The sequence below is a fragment of the Bacteroides sp. 3_1_23 genome (assembly GCF_000162555.1).
Taxonomy (GTDB): Bacteria; Bacteroidota; Bacteroidia; order Bacteroidales; family Bacteroidaceae; genus Bacteroides; species Bacteroides ovatus.
Genome location: NZ_GG774949.1, coordinates 2233341 through 2256978 on the forward strand (window position 1 = coordinate 2233341; position 23638 = coordinate 2256978).

Consider the following 23638-nt stretch of genomic DNA (forward strand, 5'->3'; position numbering starts at 1 on the left):
ATTATTAAAGTTTTGTCTATATATCACCTGCCTGCATTGCAATCTCTAACGTAAGATAAATTCTTTCTATTTACTTCTGTACGTTCTCTTAATCCAAAGCCTTTCAGATATATTTGTGTGGTTTTAATAGATTTGTGCCCCAACGATTCACTTATCATTTCAATAGAAACTCCGCGGTATTTGGCAGTAGTGGCCCAAGAATGTCGGAAAGTATATGAAGTGACAGGCGAATTTAAGCGCAACGCTCTCGCCAAATCCTTCAAACAATTATTAAATCTACGAAGAGCAGACTGATATTCCTTATATGCTTTTTCATCTTTTCGCTTCTTATCACTATGTAAAATATCGAATAAATAGTCGGGACAATCAGGAAGAGCAGGTTTATTGCTTCGAAGCTGATTCATCATCTCCTTTGCACTTTCGAGAATTTCCAGGCTCATTGGTGTTTTAGTCTTGATACGATTATATTGAAGCACATTCCGGTCTAAAGCCGACTTCTCTAAATGCGCCAAATCTGCGAATGACATTCCACAAAACTGAAACATTAAAGCGGCAATCGTCTGCGTACGACGCAAACGTTCGGATTTCGGATCCTCATATAGAAGTTTGTGTAACTCGGTCACAGACAATGCTTTCTTTTGCCGGATATCCACGCCTGTATAAACATCATGAAACAACCGGGGAACATAAGGGGCACTTCCCGCTTCTACTCCCCGATTGTAGATACTACGAAGCATACGCATATAAGTAGAAATCGTATTGAGCTTTAATCCGGACTCGTAAAGATGCTGTCCATAGCAACGTAAACATTCTCGCGTGACTTGCCTGAACGATATGTTCAATGTTCCACAAAACTTACTAAAAGAAAAAAGAGCATTCTTATAAACATGAGCGGTAGAATATCGCCCTTCTTTCCGCAAACGCTCAATGTACGCTCCGGCACATTGGCTAAATCCATTTTTATTAATTTTTTGCATCATTAGTTATTTTAGATTATACAATAAATTAAGAGAAAGAACAAAAATAACCTACTTTATGATTGCAGCTATTATAAAAAAGAAAAATAAGAGAAACACCGTCATTCACGTGAAAGTTATTCTTGTACTTCGGTGAGAAAACAAGTGAAACCGATACAAAAACGAGGGTATCCAAAGAGGGCTGTACAAAGCGCTGAAACGCCTGCCAGTAAAGGGGGAAAAGCCAACGAAAACCAGTAGAGTAAAGTAGAGAAGAGAAAAGTATTATTTCTGTTATAAATAATAGCAATAATATAGGGCAGAGAAAATGGCTTTGGTTGCTACCGCTGTCGGTCCGGATCACTTTGTCGGTGCCGTTTCTATTCCCGTGTCCCTCATGAGTTGTTCGTCCGGCAGATGACCGACTCTCGTCCGGCAGGTTGTTGATGCTCGTCCGGTGGGTAACGGATATTCACACGGTAGATAACGTACGTTTGTCCGTTAGGTAAATTCTATATTATTTCTCGGGCTACCGCTTCACTAAAAATAACATTTGGCCCATACATAACCAACATTGGTTAAGTAAGTGACTTACCCTATCAACTGTTGAACTAAATAAATTACTCATTAGTGATCCGAAATGAACTAAATAGGAATTTATTGAAACGCAGATTAACAAGTAAATCATATAAATACTATTCAGGATCACAATCAAACCGTTATTCCATCAATAATAGCCTGTGAAATTATTTAAATGAAGAGATAGAGTTAAGAAGATGAAGGCCTGAATAATGTTTTTCCCTATATTATTCGCTAGAATCAAAGAAAGTGCCTATCTTTACCGCAAGTATTTTTATTATTCACCATTAAATGTAAAGATTATGGCAAGTAGAAGAGAACTCAAAAAGAACGTAAACTATATCGCAGGAGAATTATTCACCGAGTGTTTAATCAACAGTATGTTTATCCCTGGCACAGACAAGGTAAAAGCAGATGAACTGATGGCAGAGGTACTGAAGATGCAGGATGAGTTTGTCACTCGCATCAGCCACACAGAACCGGGCAACGTGAAAGGTTTTTATAAGAAATTCCGTGCTGATTTTAATGCAAAGGTAAACGAGATTATTGAAGCTATAGGGAAATTGAACTAACAACAGAATGAAAAAAGCAATTTATAGCTTTATCTATTACCGCCTGTTAGGATGGAAGACAAACGTTACGGTGCCTAATTATGATAAATGCGTGATATGTGCCGCTCCACACACAACAAACCTTGATTTATTTATTGGAAAACTATTTTATGGTGCTATAGGCCGTAAGACAAGTTTCATGATGAAAAAAGAATGGTTTTTCTTTCCACTTGGAGTTTTTTTCAAAGCAGTTGGCGGAATTCCCGTCGACCGTAGCCGAAAAACTTCGCTAGTAGATCAGATGGTTCATAATTTTGCTAAATATAAAAAGTTTAATTTGGCTATCACTCCCGAAGGAACCCGCAAAGCGAATCCAAACTGGAAAAAAGGTTTTTATTTTATAGCTTTGAAAGCACAGGTTCCTATCGTCCTGATTGGTATTGATTACAGCAAGAAAACGATTTCGGCAACGAAAGCTATCATGCCGTCAGGAGATATTAATAAGGACATGAGAGAAATCAAACTTTATTTCAAGGATTTCAAAGGAAAACATCCGGAGAATTTTGCTCTTGGAGAAATATGATTTAAGTATTAGGTATTAAGTATTAATCGTAGCTTTTGATATACTTATCCGCACGGCTTAATACTTAATACTTATTACTTAATACTTAGTTATCATGGAGTCTATCCGTATTTCTATCATACAAACCGATATTGTTTGGGAAAATAAACAAGAAAATCTCCGTTTGCTCCACGAAAAGCTGCAAAGTCTTCGTGGAATAACGGAGATTGTTGTTTTACCGGAGATGTTTTCCACCGGATTCAGCATGCAGAGTAAAATGCTGGCAGAGCCGAACTCCGGAGCAACCATTACAATACTCAAACAATGGGCTGCCCAATTTCAGCTAGCCATTTGTGGAAGTTATATAGCAACTGAAAACGACCAGTTCTATAATCGGGCCTTCTTCCTGACACCGGAAGGAGAAGAATTCTATTATGACAAACGTCACCTGTTTCGTATGGGAAGGGAAGCCGAACATTTTTCGGTCGGTGACAAACGACTTATCATCCCCTATCGTGGATGGAATATCTGCCTGTTGGTTTGCTATGATCTCCGTTTTCCTGTATGGAGCCGGAACGTAAACAACGAGTACGACCTTTTAATATATGTAGCCAACTGGCCTATCCCCCGCCGTCTGGTTTGGGACACTCTGCTCCGGGCGCGTGCTTTGGAAAATCAATGCTATGTATGCGGTGTCAACAGGGTGGGTATAGACGGATATCAGCTTACATATAATGGAGGAAGTAGAGTTTATTCTGCTTTCGGAGAAGAAATCGGCTCATTTCCAGATGAAAAGGAAGGAATAGCTACTGTGAGTCTTAATCTGAACACTCTCAACCAATTCAGAGAGAAGTTCCCGGTATGGAAAGATGCAGACGAATTCCATCTGTAACATTGGCAAAATAACAAATGTTAAAAACAGATTCTTGCAGCAACAATACCTAGAACTCGGTAGTTAATTATATAGACTTCTTTTGTATCTTTGTCGTGAAAATACAGTCGTAAGGACGCTAATCTTACATAACTTAATTAACAACTTTATGAAAACAAATCTTAGTTCTCAAATCAGTCTCCACCGGGTCTCCCCCAGATACTACAGACCGGAGAATGCATTTGAAAAATCAGTCTTGACAAGACTCGAAAAAATCCCTACGGACATCTACGAATCCGTAGAAGAAGGTGCTAACTATATTGCGCGCGAAATAGCACAAACCATCCGCGAGAAACAAAAGGCAGGACGTTTCTGTGTATTGGCTCTTCCCGGAGGAGATTCACCCAGCCACGTATATACCGAGCTTATCCGTATGCATAAGGAAGAGGGACTTAGCTTCCGCAATGTGATCGTATTTAATATGTATGAGTATTATCCGTTGTCTCCCGATGCAATCAACAGTAACTTCAATGCTTTGAAGAGTATGCTGCTGGATCACATCGACATTGACAAGCAGAATATATTCACTCCCGATGGAAGCATTGCCAAAGATACCATCTTCGAATATTGCCGTCTGTATGAACAACGCATTGAAAGCTTCGGAGGTATTGATATTGCTTTGTTAGGGATTGGTCGTGTAGGTAACATTGCGTTCAACGAACCGGGTTCCCGACTGAATTCTACCACTCGTCTGATTTTGTTAGATAATGCATCACGAAACGAGGCATCCAAGATTTTCGGAACGCTGGATAATACGCCGATCAGCTCCATTACAATGGGAGTAGCTACTATTCTTGGCGCAAAGAAAGTTTATCTGCTTGCATGGGGTGAAAACAAAGCAGCTATGATTAAAGAGTGTGTGGAAGGTCCGATCACTGACACAATTCCTGCTTCTTATCTGCAAACTCACAATAATGCACATGTAGCTCTTGATCTTTCAGCCGCTATGAACCTGACACGTATCCAACGTCCATGGTTAGTCACTTCTTGCGAATGGAATGATAAATTAATCCGCAGTGCAATCGTTTGGTTGTGTCAGTTGACCGGCAAACCGATTTTGAAGTTGACAAATAAAGACTATAACGAAAACGGTTTGAGTGAACTTCTGGCACTTTACGGTTCTGCGTACAATGTAAATATCAAAATCTTCAATGATTTGCAGCACACCATTACCGGATGGCCGGGCGGTAAGCCTAATGCTGATGATACCTATCGTCCGGAACGCGCAAAACCGTATCCGAAACGTGTGGTCATCTTCTCTCCGCATCCGGATGATGATGTTATTTCAATGGGTGGTACGCTTCGCCGTTTGGTAGAACAAAAGCACGAAGTACACGTAGCTTACGAAACTTCCGGTAATATCGCCGTAGGTGACGAAGAAGTAGTTCGTTTCATGCATTTTATCAATGGATTCAATCAGCTCTTCAATAATAGCGAAGATTTGGTTATCAATGAAAAATATATAGAAATACGCAATTTCCTGAAGGAGAAGAAAGACGGTGATATGGACAGTCGTGATATTCTGACTATCAAAGGTCTGATTCGTCGTGGTGAAGCCCGTACAGCTTGTACTTATAATAATATACCGCTGGAACGTTGCCACTTCCTCGATCTGCCATTCTATGAAACAGGTAAGATTCAGAAAAACCCAATCAGTGAAGCAGACGTAGAAATTGTACGCAACTTGCTCCGTGAAATAAAACCTCACCAGATTTTTGTTGCTGGTGATTTAGCCGACCCACATGGAACTCACCGTGTATGTACAGACGCTGTATTTGCTGCTGTCGATCTTGAAAAAGAAGAAGGTGCCAAATGGCTAAAAGACTGTCGTATCTGGATGTACCGTGGTGCGTGGGCTGAATGGGAAATCGAGAATATTGAAATGGCAGTGCCTATCAGTCCGGAAGAACTTCGTGCAAAACGTAACTCTATCCTGAAACATCAGTCGCAAATGGAAAGTGCTCCGTTCCTGGGTAACGACGAACGTTTGTTCTGGCAACGTAGCGAAGATCGTAACCGTGGTACAGCTACTTTGTACGATCAATTGGGATTGGCTTCTTACGAAGCAATGGAAGCATTTGTAGAATATGTTCCATTATAAGAGTAATCATTCTTAATTAAGAGAATATAAAACAATGAAAGAAGAGTGGGAAGTTTCGATACTTCTCGCTCTTTTTTGTTTATTTTTGCGGGGAGAATTAAACGCGGATTAACGCAGATTTTCGCAAAGAAAAATAGAATAAAACAATCTGCGATAATCCGTGATAATCTGCATTTAGCAAAAAAGCAACAAGTATGAAGAAAATAATAGTATTTTTTCTAGGCCTTACATTCTGTGCAACTTTTCTTTTTGCGCAGGATATTGAAAGAAATGTAAAAGAGCGGCTGACGGATTACTTCAACCAATATACCGCAACAGCCAAAATCAGCACTCCTAAACTGAATAGCTTCGATATTAATTACGACCGTAAGACGATTGCAATCTATGCATCGGAGAGTTTCGCCTACCAGCCTTTCCGTCCGGAAACTGTAGAAAACATTTATAATCAAGTTAAAGAATTGCTTCCGGGTCCCGTTCATTATTACCAACTCACCATTTATGCGGATGGGAAACCCATTGAAGATTTGGTACCTAATTTCTACCGGAATAAGAAAAAGGATAAGGAGCGGTTATCCTTAAATGTAGATTATAAAGGAGCTCCCTGGGTGAAAAACACTTCACGTCCTAATGAAATCTCACGCGGACTACAAGACCGCCACATTGCAATCTGGCAAAGCCACGGCAACTATTTCAAAAATGATAAAAACGAATGGGGATGGCAACGTCCCCGATTATTCTGCACCACAGAAGACATGTTCACTCAATCTTTTGTCCTTCCTTATGTAATTCCAATGCTGGAAAATGCAGGAGCGATTGTCTATACTCCCCGCGAACGAGATACACAAAAGAATGAAATCATTGTAGATAATGATACCCCCAATGCTTCCCTTTATTTGGAAATGGGGGGTAAAAAGATTAATTGGGCAAATGCTCCGGTAAAAGGATTTGCTCAGAAGAAAACAATCTATAAAGATGGAGAAAATCCTTTCACTGACGGAACCTGTCGTTTTATTCCGACAGAGAGAAAGAAAAAGAAGAATAAAGACCAGGTATTTGCCGAATGGGTGCCTACTCTGCCGGCAACAGGCAAGTATGCTGTTTATGTTTCCTACCAGACATTACCCAACAGTGTAAGCGACGCCAAATATCTGGTATTTCATAACGGTGGAGTTACCGAATTCAAAGTAAACCAAAAGATAGGTGGAGGCACATGGGTTTATCTCGGCACTTTTGAATTCGACAAAGGGAACAATGACTACGGTATGGTGGTTCTTAGTAACGAGAGCAGCGAACATGGAGTTGTATGTGCCGATGCAGTACGTTTTGGAGGAGGAATGGGTAACATTGCCCGCGGAGGAAGAATCAGTGGGCTACCGCGTTACTTGGAAGGAGCACGCTATTCTGCTCAATGGGCGGGAATGCCATACGAAGTATATGCCGGACGAAAAGGTGAAAACGACTATACAGACGATATTAACACACGCTCTAACGTTATCAATTATTTATCGGGCAGTTCCGTCTATAACCCACAACAGTCGGGTCTGGGCATACCTTTGGAAATGACGATGGCATTACACAGTGACGCCGGATGCAGCAAAACAGACGAACTGATCGGATCACTCGGCATTTACACCACCGATTTCAATAATGGCAAACTGAATGCAGGAACAGACCGGTATGCCTCACGTGATCTGGCAGACATTCTGCTGACACAGATTCAGAAAGATATTTATTCAAGCTACAGCTTGCCGTGGACACGCCGCAGCATGTGGAACCGGAATTATAGCGAAACACGTCTTCCGGCTACACCTTCCACGATTATTGAATTACTCTCCCACCAGAACTTCGCAGATATGCAGTTAGGACATGATCCGAACTTCAAGTTTACAGTGGGGCGTGCCATTTACAAAGGTATTTTGCAGTTCATTACCAACCAGCACGATAAAGAATACATTGTTCAGCCTCTGCCTGTGAGCAATTTCGCCATTCAATTTGGAAAGAAAAAGAATACATTAGAACTTTCATGGAAAGGCGAAGACGATCCGCAAGAACCGACTGCACGACCACGGGAATACATTGTATATACCCGCATCGGTTATGGAGGTTTTGACAATGGCACTTTAGTCAGCAAAACGTCCCACACCGTTAAGATAGAACCGGGACTTGTTTATTCATTCAAAGTAACTGCTGTAAACCGGGGTGGGGAAAGTTTTCCTTCTGAAATCCTTTCTGTCTATAAAGCCAAACGTGAACAGGGAAAAGTAATCATCATCAATGGCTTTGACAGAATCAGCGGTCCGGCGGTCGTTAACACTTCTGATAAAGCTGGATTCGATCTAATGCAAGATCCCGGCGTTCCGTATATATCGAATATTTCATTTTGCGGAGCACAAACCGGCTTCGACCGTACACAAGCCGGTAAAGAAGGAAAAGGAAGTCTGGGACATAGCGGAAACGAATTAGAAGGAATGAAAATTGCAGGAAACACGTTCGACTATCCTTTTATTCACGGAAAAGCAATTCAGGCAGCCGGAAAATATAGTTTCGTATCATGCAGCGACGAAGCAGTAGAGAACGGATTGGTTACATTAGAAGATTATCCAGTAGTAGATTATATTTTGGGACTGGAAAAAGAAGATCCTGCAAGTAAAGCATATTACAAGACATTCTCTTCGGCTATGCAACGGATTATGACCAGTTATTGCCAAGCGGGAGGTAACCTGTTTGTCAGTGGTGCTTATGTAGGAAGTGATATGAGTGGAACACAAGGAAACCGGGAGTTTACGGAGAAAATACTGAAATATGGTTATCAAGGTAGCCTGACGGATAAGAGTTCGAATCAGATTAAAGGATTGGGCCGTACTATTACAATCCCACGTCTGCCTAATGAAAGCAGTTATGCTGTACCTGCTGCCGATTGTATTGTTCCCGTAGATACTGCCTTCCCCGTATTTACGTATGCACCCGGCAATCAGAGTGCAGGTATTGCCTACAAAGGGAACTACCGCACTTTTGTATTGGGCTTTCCTTTTGAAAGCATCCAGTCGGAAGCGGATCGGGCAACCATTATGGCAGGCATCTTGGGATTCTTTACTCAAAAATAAAAAATATCCTTTTTTTAATCCGTTTCTCATTTTAAATTCTATCTTTGCTACTATAATAACCTTTAAAACTAAAAAACAATGTATACTATACAAGCAAATCCCAGCGGTACACGCAGCATAGAAGTATCTAATGAAAACTTGAGAACGATTGAAAAATATGCCCTGTTCCGTCATCTTATCGACAGTACCGGTATTGTAGATGAAGCAGTTCTGGATAAGTTGAAACTAAATATCCGCTCCCTTATCGCCAGTCAGGAGGAAGACAGTAAAGACTTGCTGGACCTTTGTATTGACGTGATTTATCACAATAATATGAAGGCATTCGGCTTGCAACAGCTCATCAAACTTTATCTTACCTGGCTCTCCAGTCCGGAAGCGGAAGAAGAGGAGGAATAATGATTACGGTAGATACCTGCGGAATAACAGCATACAGTCCGCTGATTCCTGCAATAAAAGCGATGTGCACTGCCTCTCCGGGTGAAACAATAGAGATTATCATGAACCATGCTGATGCGTTTCAGGATCTAAAGGAATATCTGTCCGAGCAAGGTATCGGCTTCCGTGAAATCTATGACGGAGAACAAATGACATTACAGTTCACAATCAACGGGAAGTTTTAAGAAAACACTCCAATGATTGGAAGAAAACATCCTGATGATTGAAGTTAAACATCTCAATGAATAAAAAAATCATTGGGATGTTTTTTATTATCCGTATCTTTGCAGCATGAAAGAATATCGATTGACCGACTGGTTACCCACTACCAAAAAAGAAGTTGAACTTCGCGGATGGAATGAATTGGATGTCGTTCTATTCAGTGCTGATGCTTATGTGGATCATCCTTCTTTTGGTGCTGCCGTTATCGGACGCATTCTCGAAGCGGAAGGTTTGAAAATAGCCATCGTTCCCCAACCTAACTGGCGTGACGACCTGCGCGACTTCAAGAAGTTGGGACGTCCACGGCTATTCTTCGGTATCTCCGGCGGATGCATGGACTCAATGGTTAATAAATATACCGCCAACAAACGCCTACGCAGTGAAGATGCTTATACTCCGGACGGCCGACCGGATATGCGCCCGGACTATCCTTCTACAGTTTACAGCCAGATACTAAAGAAACTTTTTCCGGATGTTCCGGTAGTCATTGGAGGAATCGAAGCTAGTTTAAGGCGATTGAGTCATTACGATTATTGGCAGGACAAAGTACAAAAGAGTATTTTGTGCGACAGCGGAGCAGATCTGCTCATCTACGGAATGGGAGAAAAGCCTCTTGCAGACCTGGTGAAAAATATGAAAAGCCTGCTCACCACTGAAGAACCTGTACTGACAAGTAGCAAATTTAGAACAATTATCGGATCTGTGCCCCAGACAGCCTATCTTTGTCGTGCAACAGAATGGACATCTGCCGAAGATGACCTTCAACTTTATTCACACGAAGAATGTTTGGCAGATAAAAAGAAACAGGCTAGTAACTTCCGACATATCGAAGAAGAATCCAACAAATATTCGGCTTCACGAATCACACAAGCAGTAGGGAATAAGATAGTCGTAGTCAATCCTCCCTATCCTCCGATGAGCCAGAAAGACCTCGATCATTCGTTTGATTTACCATATACCCGTCTGCCTCACCCCAAATATAAAGGAAAACGGATTCCGGCATACGATATGATTAAATTTTCCATCAACATTCATCGGGGATGTTTTGGTGGTTGTGCATTCTGTACCATTTCCGCCCATCAGGGAAAGTTTATTGTCAGTCGAAGCAAAGAGTCTATACTGAAAGAGGTAAAAGAGGTTATTCAATTACCCGATTTCAAAGGATATTTAAGTGATTTGGGCGGTCCTTCCGCTAATATGTATCAGATGAAAGGGAAAGATGAAGCTATTTGCAAGAAGTGCAAACGACCGTCATGTATTCACCCGAAAGTTTGCCCGAATCTAAATACAGATCATCGTCCCCTACTGGATATTTACCGTGCAGTAGATGCCTTGTCCGGAATCAAAAAATCGTTTATCGGTAGCGGTGTACGCTATGACCTGTTACTTCATCAAAGCAAAGATGAAACTACCAACCGTAGCACTGCCGAATATACCCGTGAATTGATAGTCAATCATGTGAGTGGCCGGTTAAAAGTGGCTCCGGAGCATACCAGTGACCGGGTATTATCTATAATGCGCAAACCTTCTTTTGAGCAATTTGAAACATTCAAAAAGATATTCGACCGCATTAACCGGGAAGAAAATCTGCGTCAACAACTGATTCCGTATTTTATCTCTTCGCATCCCGGATGCAATGAAGAAGACATGGCGGAACTTGCCGTTATCACCAAACGTCTGGACTTCCACCTGGAACAAGTGCAGGACTTCACTCCTACTCCGATGACAGTGGCTACCGAAGCCTGGTATAGCGGATTCCATCCATACACGCTAGAACCGATATTCAGTGCCAAAACCCAACGGGAGAAACTTGCACAACGCCAATTCTTTTTCTGGTACAAACCGGAAGAACGAAAAAACATCATCAATGAGTTGAGACGTATCGGACGTTCAGATTTGATAGACAAGTTATACGGAAAAAGAAAGGACATGGAAAGAGGGAAAGGAAAAAGATAGAATGAAATAAATTATAAATCAAGCATAAGGCATGATTATGAATCAATTATAACTTGTGATCTTATTGGCTACTTTTAAGTTAGCGCTCTCCAATTGATATGTATTTGATTACCTAGTAAGTTTTCGTTTGACAATAGTCAAACGATAGTTCAACAACTGTCAAACGAAAACTCATTAGTCAATCGAAAAAATAATATAGGTAAGAGAAAGAAATAAAAGCTACATAGTAATGAGTTGTTGCCAATGATAGCATCTTCAACTCATTTATGCTTCCTTTACCGGCAAAGCCACAATCTCCTGCAACACACTGACCGCCGTTTCCACATTAGTAACATCCTTAATCAGCATACTCCGTCTGCCGTTCTGTTCACGCAAATCACAACGACGAGTATATTTCATCATATAGTCTATCACTTTACCAAAAGCCTTACTTTGATAGAACGGACTATCCGGATTGGAAACAAAAAACAAGGTCATCCGCCCACCTTTCAGGAAGATTTTCTCTGCACCCAAACGGGCTGCAAGACGGCGTAGAGGCACAATACGGAGTAGTTCTTCCGTTTCCCGGGGAACCGGTCCGAAGCGGTCTTCCAGACGAGCACGGAAAGCTTCCACATCTTTGTCCAATGTCAGTCCATCCAGTTCGCGATAGAGCAACATACGTTCGCTGCTGCCTGTTACGTAGTTGGCAGGCAACAATAGTTCGAGGTCGCTTTCTACCTGACACTCGTCTACAAACTCTTCTCCACTAATTTGTCCTTCGCCCTTGATTTCATCCGCATACAGTTCTGCAAACTCGTCTGTCTTTAACTCATGGACAGCTTCAGTAAGAATTTTCTGATATGTCTCATATCCCAAATCGGCAACAAATCCGCTTTGTTCGGCTCCAAGCAGATTTCCGGCTCCACGAATATCCAAATCCTGCATGGCGATATGAATGCCACTTCCCAAATCACTAAAGTTTTCAATTGCTTGAAGACGTCGCCTTCCTTCGGCTGTCAAACTACCTAACGGAGGAGCCAGCAGATAACAAAAAGCTTTTTTATTACTACGTCCTACCCGTCCACGCATCTGATGGAGATCACTCAATCCAAAGTTTTGCGCCTGATTGATAATGATAGTGTTGGCATTCGGAATATCAATACCACTTTCGATGATTGTAGTTGCCAAGAGTACATCATAGTCGTAGTTGACAAAATCCAGAATAATCTTCTCCAGCTCTGTCGGTTCCATCTGTCCATGTCCAATCGCTACACGGCAATCCGGGATATGACGTTCGATCATCGCTTTCAATTCCGGCAAGTTCGCAATCCGGTTATTGACAAAGAAGACTTGACCGTTGCGGCTCATCTCAAAATTGATGGCATCCGTTATCACTTCTTCATTAAAAGTATGCACTTCGGTCTGAATCGGATAGCGGTTGGGTGGCGGAGTAGAAATCACACTCAAGTCGCGTGCACCCATCAATGAAAATTGAAGGGTACGGGGAATTGGAGTAGCAGTCATAGTCAGTGTATCCACATTCACTTTCAACTGGCGCAGCTTTTCTTTGACAGAGACACCGAATTTCTGTTCTTCGTCCACAATCAACAATCCCAAGTCTTTAAACTGGACATCTTTTCCCAAGATACGGTGGGTACCTATCAGAATACCGACATCTCCATCTTTCAATCCCTTCAATACAGCTTTGGTCTGTGCGGCAGTACGTGCGCGGCTTAAATATTCCACCCGACACGGCAAGCCTTTCAGACGTTCACGGAAAGTCTGAAAATGCTGGTAAGCAAGTACTGTTGTCGGAACCAGAACGGCTACTTGTTTATTATCGGCAACAGCTTTGAAAGCCGCACGAATCGCAACTTCTGTTTTTCCAAATCCTACATCGCCACAGACTAGACGGTCCATCGGGCGGTCACTTTCCATATCTGCCTTGACATCAATCGTCGCCTTACTCTGATCCGGTGTATCTTCATAAATAAAGGATGCTTCCAGCTCACGCTGCAAGAAACTATCGGGACTGTAAGAGAAACCTTTTTCCTGACGACGCTGCGAATACAATTTTATCAAATCGCGGGCAATGTCCTTGATTTTACTCTTCGTACGTTCTTTCAGTTTCTCCCATGCACCTGTACCTAATTTGTTAAGCCGGGGAGCCTCTCCTTCTTTACCTTTATATTTGGAAACCTTATGCAGGGAATGAATAGAGACGAACACCACATCTTCATTTTGAAACACCAGTTTCAAAACCTCTTGCGTAGTGTCACCATTCGGAATACGTACCAAGCCGGAAAAACGTCCGATACCATGATCCGTATGCACCACATAGTCTCCCGGAGTGAACTGATTCAGTTCTTTCAAGGATAGTGCCACTTTTCCCGAACGGGCTTTATCACTTTTCAGATTATATTTATGAAAACGATCAAACAACTGATGGTCTGTGAAGATACAGAGCCGCAGTGTGTTATCTACAAAACCTTCGTGAATGGTACGTTCTACGGGAGTAAAATTAATCTTATCACCCCGATCTTCAAAAATAGCTTTGATACGATCTGTTTGCTTCATGCTGTCACTGCAGATATAAAGCGAATAGCCTTTTTCCAGATAATCCTTAAAAGAAGAAGCTACCAGATCGAAATTCTTATGAAAGATAGGCTGGGCAGATGTATTGAAAGTAACGCTGGCATTGGGCGTTCCGGTCGGTTTATTACCAAATTCCAACCGGCGGAAATCGAGTGCCCGTACAGTAAACTCGCTGCCGTCTATCAATTTCCCTTCCAATGTAATGCCACCATTCTCTTCGGCCTCCTGAACGGCTATTGCCTGTGGAGTCAGCGCCTCATCGTGTACCACCTGGATTCGCTCGCGCAACCAAAGAAAATCGCGCATCGCCAAGGTAGTCTCTTTCGGGATAAAAATCCAGAAAAGAAGTCGTTACATCTCCTGTCACCGCCAAATCGGGAACGATAGACACTCCATCTTTCTTCTCACGGGATAATTGAGACTCCACTTCAAAGGTACGAACACTTTCCACTTCATCACCAAAGAAATCGATGCGATAAGGATATTCCGAAGCAAAAGAGAAAACGTCGATAATACTACCGCGAACAGCATATTGTCCCGGCTCATATACGTAGTCTACATATTCAAAACCATAACTATGCAACACATCGGTGATGAAAGTGGTATCCACTTTCTCTCCTACATTCAGCTTCAGCGTTTTATTACTCAATTCCTTGCGCGACACCACTTTCTCCGCCAATGCATCCGGGTACGTAACGATACATAATCCCTCTTCCCCCTTTTGCAAGCGGCTAAGTACTTCTGTACGCAAAATCTCATTGGCCGCATCTTTTTGTCCATACTTGATGGAGCGACGGAATGAAGATGGAAAGAACAATACTCTTTCCGTACCCAATATCTGCGTCAAGTCGTGATAGAAATATCCGGCTTCTTCAAGATCACCTAAAATAAATACAAACGGGCAACCACCCTCTTGCACCAGTACAGAAGAAAAAAGAGAAGCGGCGGATGCACACAGTCCTCCGCAAAAAACAGTCTGAACGGAAGTGTCCTTCAACAAGCGCTTCATTACTGCCATATTGGGATGGGCAGCATATTGTTGTTGCAACTCAGTTATTGTCATACCTATAAAATTTCCCCGCAAAATTACAAAAAAGATTGGGAGTATGCACCCAAAGAACAGAAGTATTATAATAAGGTATCTGCCGTCTTATTCCGCATGGGGCATGAAACACGTTAAATTTTCCTTAGTTCAGCTATAACTAAAGGAAAAAGAACTACTTTTGTTTCTAAATTTTATAGTATCTATATGCAGACATCGGATAGCATTGTAATTATCCCCACCTATAATGAACGGGAGAACATAGAAAATATCATCCGTGCCGTTTTCGGCCTTCCCCAAGTATTCCATATTCTGGTCATAGAAGACGGCTCTCCGGACGGAACGGCAGCCATCGTAAGAAAACTGCAACAAGAATTTCCCGAACAGCTTTTCATGATAGAACGTAAAGGAAAACTGGGACTGGGTACTGCCTACATTACTGGATTTAAATGGGCACTGGAACACGCATACGAGTATATTTTTGAAATGGATGCAGACTTCAGTCATAATCCGAATGATTTACCCCGTTTGTATCAGGCTTGTTCGGAACAAGGAGGAGATGTATCCATCGGTTCCCGTTATGTCAGCGGAGTGAATGTAGTGAATTGGCCGATGGGACGGGTATTGATGTCATACTTTGCCTCTAAATATGTGCGGTTTATCACCGGAATACCTGTACATGACACCACTGCCGGATTTGTTTGCTACCGCCGCCAGGTGTTGGAAACAATCGATTTAGATCATATTCGCTTCAAAGGATATGCCTTTCAGATTGAAATGAAATTCACTGCTTACAAGTGTGGTTTCAAAATTATCGAGGTTCCCGTTATCTTCATTAATCGTGAATTAGGGACTTCTAAAATGAATAGCAGCATCTTTGGAGAAGCCATATTTGGTGTGATAAAATTAAAAGTAAATAGTTGGTTCCATAAATTCCCACAAAAGAAATGAAACGTACACTGATTCAAAACGCCGTTGTTGTCAACGAAGGAAGAAAAGTTCTGGGTTCAGTAGTAATCGAGAATGAAAAGATAGCCGAAATATTGGTTGGCGGAGAAAACGCAACTGCCCCCTGCGACGAGATAATAGACGCAACCGGGTGTTATCTTTTGCCGGGTGCCATCGACGAACATGTGCATTTCCGCGATCCCGGACTGACTCATAAGGCAGATATCACCACAGAAAGTCGTGCTGCGGCAGCAGGAGGTGTCACCTCTATCATGGATATGCCCAATACCAATCCGCAAACTACCACATTGGAGGCTTTGGAGGAAAAATTTGTTCTGTTGGGTGAAAAGTCAGCAGTCAACTATTCCTGCTATTTCGGAGCAACGAATAATAACTATACCCAGTTTGCACAACTGGATAAACACCGGGTTTGTGGAGTGAAGTTATTTATGGGTTCAAGCACCGGCAATATGCTGGTAGACCGGATGGCCAGTCTGCGTAATATATTCGGTGGAACCGATCTGCTCATCGCTGCTCATTGCGAAGATCAGGGAATTATCAAAGAAAACACGGATAAATATAAGAAAGAATACGGAGACGACGTACCTTTGGCTCTTCATCCGCTCCTTCGTTCGGAAGAAGCTTGCTATCGTTCATCCGAACTGGCAGTGCAGTTGGCACGTGAGACAAACGCCCGCCTGCACATCATGCATATTTCCACAGCTAAAGAGTTGAGCCTGTTTTCTAATGTACCTTTGGTACAAAAAAAGATCACGGCAGAAGCCTGTGTTTCTCATCTGCTCTTTACGGAAGAGGACTATCAGACACTGGGTGCCCGCATCAAATGCAACCCTGCCATTAAGACAGCGCAAGACCGGAAAGCTTTGCGAGAGGCTGTCAATAGCGGTTTGATTGATGCTATTGCCACAGATCATGCCCCACATTTACTTAGCGAAAAAGAAGGCGGTGCCTTAAAAGCAATGTCCGGAATGCCGATGATTCAGTTCTCACTCGTCAGCATGTTGGAGTTGACAGAAAAAGGAGTGTTTACTATCGAAAAAGTAGTAGAAAAGATGGCTCATGCTCCTGCGCAGATGTATGAGATACAAAACAGAGGATTCATTCGCAAAGGCTATCAGGCTGACCTGGTATTAGTCCGTCCCGGAAGCGAATGGACTGTAACAACCGATTGTATTCTAAGCAAATGTAAATGGAGCCCATTAGAGGGACACACATTCGACTGGAAAGTAGAGAAAACATTTGTAAACGGACATCTGTTATATAACAACGGAGAAATAGACGAGACTTATCGCGGACAGGAATTAAGATTCAGATAAACAGCAGCTCGCCTTCAACAAGCCTATGAGTACCATTTTATCTTATAAAATACATACAGTCACTCCCTACATCAACTGGATTTACTTTTTCCATGCATGGGGGTTCCAGCCACGTTTTGCAGCCATCACCAACATTCACGGATGTGATGCCTGCCGTGCTTCGTGGCTGACAACTTTCCCGGAAGAAGAACGTAATAAAGCTTCCGAAGCAATGCAGCTATTCAAAGAGGCCAACCGGATGCTCGATCTGCTTGACCGGGATTATGAAGTAAAGACCATCTTCAAGCTTTGCAAGGCAAACTCTGACGGGGATAACCTGATTATTGAGAAAGAAAAAGACCGGTTCATCACTTTTCCTTTACTGCGCCAGCAAACGCCGAAAAGAGACGGTAGTCCTTTTCTTTGTCTAAGTGACTTTATCCGCCCGATCTCTTCCGGCATCCCGGATACCATCGGTGCTTTTGCCTCTTCCATTGATGCGGACATGGAAGGATTGTACGAACAGGACCCTTATAAACACCTGCTTGTCCAAACCCTCTCCGACCGTCTGGCAGAAGCAGCAACAGAAAAGATGCATGAATATGTGCGCAAAGAAGCGTGGGGATATGCCAAAGACGAGAATTTAGGCATAGCGGACTTACTGGTCGAAAAGTATCAGGGCATTCGTCCTGCTGTCGGCTACCCGTCTTTACCGGATCAATCTGTCAACTTCCTGCTGGATGAACTGTTGGACATGAAGCAGATAGGCATTTCGCTGACCGAAAACGGAGCTATGTACCCGCACGCTTCTGTTTGCGGGCTTATGTTCTCACACCCGGCTTCCGAATACTTCTCCGTCGGAAAGATTGGAGAAGACCAATTGGAAGATTATGCCCGCCGTCGGGGAAAAAGTATCGAAGAAATGTGTAAGTTTCTGGCAGCTAATCTCCAATAGTCCTTATTCCCCTGTGATTTTTCTCCTTTTCTCACGACTAACTAACCAGAAAAGTAATCATAGATTCCATGAGAGAACAAACAGCAGAGGTTAGCGCCCCTATTGAACAAGAGTTTTTGTCGGTGATCCGCGAATATGAACGGGTGATCTACAAGGTATGCTATCTGTATGCCAATCCCAATGCTCCTCTCAATGATCTGTATCAGGATGTGGTATTGAACCTTTGGAAAGCCTATCCCAAATTCAGAAAAGAATGTAAGGTTTCCACCTGGATTTACCGTATTGCCCTCAACACCTGTATCAGCTTCTATCGTAAAGAAAAGAATGTGCCGGAAATAGTCAGCCTCACCAGAGATACCGACTGGGCCATAGAAGCACACGACCCGATCAACGAAATGTTGAAACAGCTTTATCAGATGATTAACCAACTGGGACAACTCGACAAATCAATTATCCTGCTTTATCTCGAAGACAAAAGTTACGAGGAAATAGCAGAAATCACCGGACTGACGGTTACCAATGTAGCGACCAAACTAAGTCGCATCAAAGACAAACTTAAAAGAATGAAAAAGGAGGAATAAGATATATGGAACTGGAAGAACTTAAAAAATCTTGGAATGCCCTGGATGAACACTTGAAAGACAAAGAGTTCATCAAAGAAGAAGAGCTTGAAAAGCTGATAAGGCATGCGGACAAAGGTATCCATGCCATTGCCAGACTGAACATCAAGCTTATTCTGATTTCTCTGCCGATACTGATCTTATTTTTAGCGGAGGTACTGTTGCACAACAGATTGAACCCGATCTATATCATTATCATTTTCGCATGGATTCCTGCCCTTTGCTGGGATATCGTCACCACCCGTTTCCTCCAACGGACACAAATAGACGAGATGCCTTTGGTAGAAGTAATCAGCCGCGTGAACCGTATCCATCGATGGACCATCAGGGAACGATTGATTGCTATTGCCTTTCTCCTGGTCCTGGCTATACTTTCATTTATCTACTGGCAAGTGTGGCAATATGGAATGGGGATGATCGCTTTCTTCATCCTGTTATGGGGCGGAGGACTGGGATTGATCTTATGGATTTACCGCAAGAAGTTCTTAAATCGTATCCACGAAATCAAAAAGAATTTAAGCGAACTGAACGAATTAATGTAAAAGAATCCAACCTGAATAATTCATACTAAGTAGTAAGGAGTGTGCTTACCCCACCACGGTAAGCACACTTTTTCCATTCACTTTCTTATGTACCTGCACCTGAACAGAAATCCGTTCACTCATCTCCTGCACATGAGAGATTACTCCTATTTTCCGCCCCTGCATCTGTAATTGTTCCAATGCTTCCATCGCTGTACGCAAACTTTCCGCATCCAAAGAGCCGAAACCTTCATCAATAAAAAGAGATTCAACTTTCAGATTATTACTTGACAAGGAAGACAAACCTAAAGCCAGTGCCAAAGAAATCAGGAACGATTCACCTCCTGAAAGAGAGTACACGGTCCGTATTTCATCACACATATCGCAATCTATTACCTGAAGTGCCAACGTATCGGGTACCTGTTGCAGCTTATAGCGTTTAGAGAGATAGGATAAATGTTGATTGGCATGAAGCAGCAACAAATTCAAAGTATAACTTTGAGCAATCACTTTAAATTTCGCTCCATCCGCACTGCCAATCAGTTTATTCAATTTTGCCCAACGTTCGGCAACAGTTTGTTTCTCTGCCAGTTCCTTCGCAATCTGTTCCACAGTCAGTTTATTCTTTGCTTGTTGTAGCAGGCGGGCTTCCATAGTAGAAAGGGCACGTTCTATATTCAGGTTTTCTTCCTGTTGCTTCTTTATTATTTCGGGAAGCAGTTCGGGAGACTCTATCTTTTTATACTGTTCCTGCAACTCTCCTATAGCTAGTGCAATTTGCTTCATCTCTCCTTGCAAACCGGAAAGCCGGTTGTGTACCGCCTCTACTTCTTTACGTGCTTTCTCCAAAGCGAGATTCAGTTCTTTCTCTCTTTTTGCTACGGCAGCTTCCGCTTCATCCGCACTTTTTCCTTTCAATAGCTGCGAACGTTCCTGACGAAGCACATTCAGCGCTTTCTCTATCACTTCAAATCTCTTTAGTTCGGCCGAAGCAGCATTCTGTAAGATTACCAGCTGTTCTTTGGCAGACGATACTTTCTGCATAGCCAAACGACAGAGAGAAACATTCTCACGGAGGGCTTCACAATGTGCACGCATCTTTTTAATTTCTTCATCGCTGCGCTGCCATTCTGCATAAAGATTGCGATATTCCAAAATACGTATTGCCAGTTCCGCCAAACGGTGTTGTATTTGCTCTTCGTTTCCGGCTTCAATCCCTGCTTTATATAATGCTGCCAACTGTTCCGCGATCTGTCCGTCCACCGTTTTTTGATGCGCCAAATCACGTTGCAGAGCAATGCTCCGGTTATTCATCTGCTGATAGTTGGTTGATGCTACATTATACTCCTGCTCTATACTCCGGAAAAGAGTATCTACCACCTCCTGTTCCTGATGATAAGGATGCGCTGTGCTACCGCAAACCGGACAAGCCTCCCCTTCCTGTAATTGCCGGCGCAATGCTTTCACGTCTTTTCCCACTGCCATACGTGCATTTTCGTAAAGACGTTGAGTAACTTTCAATGCGGTTTCTTGCTCCGTCAATTGTTTCAGACAATTGGCCACTTCTTTCTCCAGTCTTTCTATTTCCGTCTTTGCTTTCGTCTGCGTTTCCGTTAATTGCCGGATATTCTGCTGACGAGTCAACTCTTTTTGCAACTTCACCTGTTCTTCGGCCAATAACGGATATCCGAAAGAATTTAAGCGCAACAAACGTTCCTCATTCGTACTGGTAGCGGCAACCAGTTTACTTTCTTCTTGCCGTAGAATCTCTTCCACCTGTTCAAGTTGCAGTGCTTCTTCTATCCCTACATGGCTTAATAAGCGGTTCAGAGAAGAATAAGACACCTGTAATTGTTCCGCAGCCACTCGCATTTTTTGTTCCTGCTCCGCCACCTGCCTGTTAGCCGCTTGTAAAATCTGCTGCGACTGTATATAGCTGCTTTGTTGAGACTGTATCTGTACATCCAATTGACGTGCTTTCTTCAAGTCCGGCTGTATGGCCTCCCATTGTGCCTTAAAATGCACCAATCCTTCCTCTTGGGAAGCCAATGCACCCTGCAGAACTTTCTCCCTAGCCTGTTCCTCCTGTTCTTCCTGCTGCTTTTTCTTACAAAGTTCTTCCTGTATTTTTAATGAACGAACCACATTCAGTTGTTCATTCTGTTCTGCCAGCAGTTTAATCCCTGCCGCACGCTTTTCAGTCGATAGTTCTTTCTCTTTTTGCAGAGCAAGCAGCTCTTCTTCCGGCATCAATTCGATCACATTCATCCGATTCTGAATCAAGGTCACCTCTTCTTGTGCCGCCTTATTCCGGGCATAGACCTCTTGAGAAATCCGGGAATACACACCGGTTCCTGTCAACTTCTCCAGTAATTCTGCTTTTGCCGCCCCTTTTGATTTCAGAAATGTAGCAAAATCATTTTGTGCCAATAATACTGTACGGGTGAACTGTTCATACGTCAGGCCAACCAACTCCACCAACTGAATCAACAACTCTTTCTTGGTACCTTGAAATTCTTTCTCCGTATCCAGTTCTTTCACTTCCAGCGTTTGTGGCTGCAAAGAACCGTTTATCTTGTTTCTTGTCCGCCTCACCGACCAACGAGAACGGTAACGCCGTCCGTCAATACCTAAAAAATCGACTTCCGCATAACCATCACTTGTCCCCCGGCGCAGCAAATTTCTAACATCAGACTGATTAATCTGATTGTCTCCCACATCTGCCAGGTTCACATTTTCCACTGAAGTAGCAAAGCGGGGAGCCTTATCATACAATGCCAGGCATAAGGCATCTAATAAAGTAGACTTACCTGCACCGGTAGGTCCTGAAATGGCAAAGATACCTGCAGAATGTAATGGTTCTGCCATAAAATCCACTTCTACCGTTCCTTCTATCGAGGTCAGATTCTTCAATCGTATAGCTAGTATTTTCATTCTTCTTCCTCCTCTTCTTTACGGGTAGCAGCCAAATAGGCCTCTTCAAACAAACCTGTCAGTTCTACAGGCATTTCCACCTGATAAATCTTCTCAAAGGCAGACTGTGCAATCTGCAAGGGAGACATTTCCTGCAACCCCCTCTTCCAGTTTTCATTTTCTTTCGTCGTATTTCCAGTTTCAGTGCGATAGGTAGAAACAATACGCGCCAACCGATAGTTTTTATCTGCCAGTGCATCTTCAATCTCCTGCCGAAGCATGGGTTCCGGTTCCTCCAACAATACCTTTACTTCCAGATATGGGGCTACGGCTTCTGTCTCGGGTAGTTCCTTCAAGGCTTCCAAGACGGCTTCCGGTGAAACAGGTTCTCCGTTCGGGACACTCAACAAAGGTATTAATTTCGGGCATTCCAACCGTTCAATGTCCACCGCACAACCTCCGTCGAAAGTCACCATCACGACTCCATGATGATAATGTTTCTCGGCAAAAGACATCGGAATGGGACTTCCGGCATACCGCACATTCTCTCTTCCGGACACTCGCTGCGCTTTATGTATATGTCCCAATGCCGTATAAGCTATCTGTTCGGAAAAAGTTTCCGGAGATACGCACTCCAGCCCACCAATCACGGTACGCTCGCTATAATCCTTCTCTGCAATTTCCGATCCTGTAGCCTGCAAATGACCGATGGCAAGAATCGCCTGATTCTCCGTCCTTCGCTTCCATAGCCTTTGCAAAAGTTGTGCATAAAGTTCGCGAACTCCCTCCGCATACGGATTGCCTTCCGTTTGCACGGCCGGATAATCTCCCTGACGCAGAAAAGGAACTGCCATGCAAAGCAATTCCACTTCCCCTTTCCGGTTCTTCAGTTCCACAGTCAAATGGTCATAATCGATTTCTCCGCCTTCGAGCTTGCGAACTACCCCTCTGACTTCCGTCCGCATAGCTTGCAACAGAGGCAAAGGAGCCTCCAGGCGTGCTGCCGAATCATGATTGCCGGCAACAATGACAATCTGCAAATACGGATTCTCTGCTGTCACCCGATAAATAAACTGATAATACATGCTTTGGGATGCTGCGGAAGGGTTGGAAACATCAAAAACATCTCCGGCTATAATCAATGCATCAATCTCTTTCTGACGAATTTCTTCTGCCAGCCAATTCAGGAATACTCCATGTTCTTCCGTGCGATCATAACCAAAAAAGGTTTGTCCCAGATGCCAGTCGGCAGTATGTAATATACGTATCATAATTTTGTAACTATCTCTAATAACAAGAGGCAAAAATAACACAATCAAAAAGATTATATCACATCTGCCTCTCTTTTT

At 42.9% G+C, this 23638-nt stretch carries 15 protein-coding genes and 2 pseudogenes; 12 read left to right on the forward strand and 5 right to left on the reverse strand.

Translation table 11 applies throughout. The features are described from left to right. Nucleotides 1–23 precede the first annotated feature (23 nt). Nucleotides 24–977 (reverse strand): tyrosine-type DNA invertase cluster 3b, encoded by a 954-nt coding sequence (locus HMPREF9010_RS15475; protein WP_004312018.1) that lies wholly within the window; start codon nt 975–977, stop codon nt 24–26. An 860-nt stretch (nt 978–1837) separates the two neighbouring features. Here HMPREF9010_RS15475 and HMPREF9010_RS0124310 point away from each other — a divergent pair. The 8 genes from HMPREF9010_RS0124310 (at nt 1838) to HMPREF9010_RS15440 (ending at nt 11397) form a co-directional block, all read left to right on the forward strand. Further along, on the forward strand, nt 1838–2107 hold the full coding sequence (locus HMPREF9010_RS0124310) for a hypothetical protein (protein ID WP_004306027.1): 270 nt from the start codon (nt 1838–1840) through the stop codon (nt 2105–2107). A gap of 7 nt (nt 2108–2114) precedes the next feature. Beyond that, on the forward strand, nt 2115–2669 hold the full coding sequence (locus HMPREF9010_RS15470; protein WP_004312020.1) for a 1-acyl-sn-glycerol-3-phosphate acyltransferase: 555 nt from the start codon (nt 2115–2117) through the stop codon (nt 2667–2669). A gap of 94 nt (nt 2670–2763) precedes the next feature. After that, nucleotides 2764–3540, forward strand: coding sequence for an amidohydrolase (locus HMPREF9010_RS15465; RefSeq protein WP_004297370.1), 777 nt, complete (start codon nt 2764–2766; stop codon nt 3538–3540). Between the two features lie 148 nt (nt 3541–3688). Beyond that, nucleotides 3689–5680 (forward strand): glucosamine-6-phosphate deaminase, encoded by a 1992-nt coding sequence (locus HMPREF9010_RS15460; protein ID WP_004297369.1) that lies wholly within the window; start codon nt 3689–3691, stop codon nt 5678–5680. Nucleotides 5681–5874: 194 nt separating this feature from the next. After that, nucleotides 5875–8784: a xanthan lyase gene (locus tag HMPREF9010_RS15455; RefSeq protein WP_004312021.1), complete on the forward strand. Its 2910-nt coding sequence runs from the start codon at nt 5875–5877 to the stop codon at nt 8782–8784. Nucleotides 8785–8862: 78 nt separating this feature from the next. Continuing rightward, entirely contained in the window at nt 8863–9180 is a 318-nt protein-coding gene (locus HMPREF9010_RS15450) for a hypothetical protein (RefSeq protein ID WP_004297365.1), read from the forward strand. Beyond that, on the forward strand, nt 9180–9404 hold the full coding sequence (locus HMPREF9010_RS15445) for a sulfurtransferase TusA family protein (RefSeq protein ID WP_004306023.1): 225 nt from the start codon (nt 9180–9182) through the stop codon (nt 9402–9404). Before HMPREF9010_RS15450 ends, HMPREF9010_RS15445 begins: the two co-directional genes overlap by 1 nt. A gap of 106 nt (nt 9405–9510) precedes the next feature. Continuing rightward, nucleotides 9511–11397 (forward strand): YgiQ family radical SAM protein, encoded by a 1887-nt coding sequence (locus HMPREF9010_RS15440; RefSeq protein ID WP_004312022.1) that lies wholly within the window; start codon nt 9511–9513, stop codon nt 11395–11397. Between the two features lie 264 nt (nt 11398–11661). Here HMPREF9010_RS15440 and mfd read toward each other — a convergent pair. Next, nucleotides 11662–15037 (reverse strand): annotated as a pseudogene (gene mfd, locus HMPREF9010_RS15435) (transcription-repair coupling factor). A 186-nt stretch (nt 15038–15223) separates the two neighbouring features. On the opposite strand from mfd, the gene HMPREF9010_RS15430 reads away from it, so the two are divergent. From HMPREF9010_RS15430 to HMPREF9010_RS15415, 4 genes are all read left to right on the forward strand, one after another. Continuing rightward, nucleotides 15224–15967 (forward strand): polyprenol monophosphomannose synthase, encoded by a 744-nt coding sequence (locus HMPREF9010_RS15430; RefSeq protein WP_004306020.1) that lies wholly within the window; start codon nt 15224–15226, stop codon nt 15965–15967. Then, nucleotides 15964–17301 carry a dihydroorotase gene (locus tag HMPREF9010_RS15425; RefSeq protein WP_004312024.1) on the forward strand — a complete coding sequence of 446 codons (1338 nt, stop codon included), beginning with the start codon at nt 15964–15966 and terminating at the stop codon, nt 17299–17301. Before HMPREF9010_RS15430 ends, HMPREF9010_RS15425 begins: the two co-directional genes overlap by 4 nt. A gap of 25 nt (nt 17302–17326) precedes the next feature. Further along, nucleotides 17327–18235, forward strand: coding sequence for a vitamin B12 dependent-methionine synthase activation domain-containing protein (locus HMPREF9010_RS15420; protein ID WP_008648312.1), 909 nt, complete (start codon nt 17327–17329; stop codon nt 18233–18235). A 68-nt stretch (nt 18236–18303) separates the two neighbouring features. After that, complete coding sequence (locus HMPREF9010_RS15415; protein ID WP_004297355.1) at nt 18304–18816, forward strand: RNA polymerase sigma factor; 513 nt, start codon at nt 18304–18306, stop codon at nt 18814–18816. A 72-nt stretch (nt 18817–18888) separates the two neighbouring features. Here HMPREF9010_RS15415 and HMPREF9010_RS26745 read toward each other — a convergent pair. The 3 genes and pseudogenes from HMPREF9010_RS26745 to HMPREF9010_RS15400 form a co-directional block, all read right to left on the reverse strand. Beyond that, nucleotides 18889–18933: pseudogene (locus HMPREF9010_RS26745) on the reverse strand (hypothetical protein); the annotation flags it as partial. Between the two features lie 509 nt (nt 18934–19442). Beyond that, nucleotides 19443–22310, reverse strand: coding sequence for an AAA family ATPase (locus HMPREF9010_RS15405; protein ID WP_008648314.1), 2868 nt, complete (start codon nt 22308–22310; stop codon nt 19443–19445). After that, nucleotides 22307–23560 carry an exonuclease SbcCD subunit D gene (locus tag HMPREF9010_RS15400; protein WP_004297351.1) on the reverse strand — a complete coding sequence of 418 codons (1254 nt, stop codon included), beginning with the start codon at nt 23558–23560 and terminating at the stop codon, nt 22307–22309. Before HMPREF9010_RS15400 ends, HMPREF9010_RS15405 begins: the two co-directional genes overlap by 4 nt. Nucleotides 23561–23638 lie beyond the last annotated feature (78 nt).

Bases quoted from the DNA above. Each gene is read 5' to 3' on its own strand.
- HMPREF9010_RS15430 (WP_004306020.1), top strand. From the start codon at position 15,224: ATGCAGACATCGGATAGCATTGTAATTATCCCCACCTATAATGAACGG.
- HMPREF9010_RS15425 (WP_004312024.1), top strand. From the start codon at position 15,964: ATGAAACGTACACTGATTCAAAACGCCGTTGTTGTCAACGAAGGAAGA.
- HMPREF9010_RS15405 (WP_008648314.1), bottom strand. From the start codon at position 22,310: ATGAAAATACTAGCTATACGATTGAAGAATCTGACCTCGATAGAAGGA.
- HMPREF9010_RS15450 (WP_004297365.1), top strand. From the start codon at position 8,863: ATGTATACTATACAAGCAAATCCCAGCGGTACACGCAGCATAGAAGTA.
- HMPREF9010_RS15465 (WP_004297370.1), top strand. From the start codon at position 2,764: ATGGAGTCTATCCGTATTTCTATCATACAAACCGATATTGTTTGGGAA.
- HMPREF9010_RS15475 (WP_004312018.1), bottom strand. From the start codon at position 977: ATGCAAAAAATTAATAAAAATGGATTTAGCCAATGTGCCGGAGCGTAC.
- HMPREF9010_RS15470 (WP_004312020.1), top strand. From the start codon at position 2,115: ATGAAAAAAGCAATTTATAGCTTTATCTATTACCGCCTGTTAGGATGG.
- HMPREF9010_RS15445 (WP_004306023.1), top strand. From the start codon at position 9,180: ATGATTACGGTAGATACCTGCGGAATAACAGCATACAGTCCGCTGATT.
- HMPREF9010_RS0124310 (WP_004306027.1), top strand. From the start codon at position 1,838: ATGGCAAGTAGAAGAGAACTCAAAAAGAACGTAAACTATATCGCAGGA.
- HMPREF9010_RS15440 (WP_004312022.1), top strand. From the start codon at position 9,511: ATGAAAGAATATCGATTGACCGACTGGTTACCCACTACCAAAAAAGAA.
- HMPREF9010_RS15420 (WP_008648312.1), top strand. From the start codon at position 17,327: ATGAGTACCATTTTATCTTATAAAATACATACAGTCACTCCCTACATC.
- HMPREF9010_RS15415 (WP_004297355.1), top strand. From the start codon at position 18,304: ATGAGAGAACAAACAGCAGAGGTTAGCGCCCCTATTGAACAAGAGTTT.
- HMPREF9010_RS15400 (WP_004297351.1), bottom strand. From the start codon at position 23,560: ATGATACGTATATTACATACTGCCGACTGGCATCTGGGACAAACCTTT.
- HMPREF9010_RS15455 (WP_004312021.1), top strand. From the start codon at position 5,875: ATGAAGAAAATAATAGTATTTTTTCTAGGCCTTACATTCTGTGCAACT.
- HMPREF9010_RS15460 (WP_004297369.1), top strand. From the start codon at position 3,689: ATGAAAACAAATCTTAGTTCTCAAATCAGTCTCCACCGGGTCTCCCCC.